The 474-nt window shown below is 60.1% G+C and carries 1 protein-coding gene; it reads right to left on the bottom strand.

The window, feature by feature from the left end; genetic code table 11:
• The coding region (locus M3221_RS25615) for a UTRA domain-containing protein (RefSeq protein WP_251274822.1) at nt 1-474 on the bottom strand (474 nt) is incomplete at both ends.

Genomic DNA, 474 nt, shown 5'->3' with positions numbered 1-474 from the left:
ATGCAGCAGCGCGCACTCTTCCGCCGTGGCCTGCACCGCTTCAACAATATGTTCACCTTCGGTTAACGGCGCGATCAGCGACAGGTAATCATGGGGCGTGGTGGCGGTGTAGTCCTGATGCAGATAGTCCGGTACCACTGCGGCATTGACGCAGCGATCTTCGATTTGCACCGGCACCTCGTTTTCGTAATGCACCATCAGCGAGTGAAAGATGCGGGTGCCTTCCGGGACGCTGAGCGCCGTCGCCTGAATATGATCCGCCCGGGTCTCCTCAAGCAGGAGTACCTCACAGCGGTGCTGATGGTGACGGGCGACAATTTCTGCGGCAATACTGCGCACCTCGAACAGCGCCGACTGCCCTTTCGGCTCGGCGACAAAGGTTCCCACCCCTTGTAACCTGACCAGCAGGCCTTCGTCCGTCAGCTCGCGCAGCGCGCGATTGATGGTCATTCGGCTGAAGCCAAACTGGGCCAC

This window comes from Domibacillus indicus, assembly GCF_023715895.1.
GTDB classification, from domain to species: domain Bacteria; phylum Bacillota; class Bacilli; order Bacillales; family Domibacillaceae; genus Domibacillus; species Domibacillus indicus_A.
The sequence above is the reverse complement of the archived record's forward strand: the minus strand, read 5'-3'. Positions and strand labels throughout refer to the sequence as shown.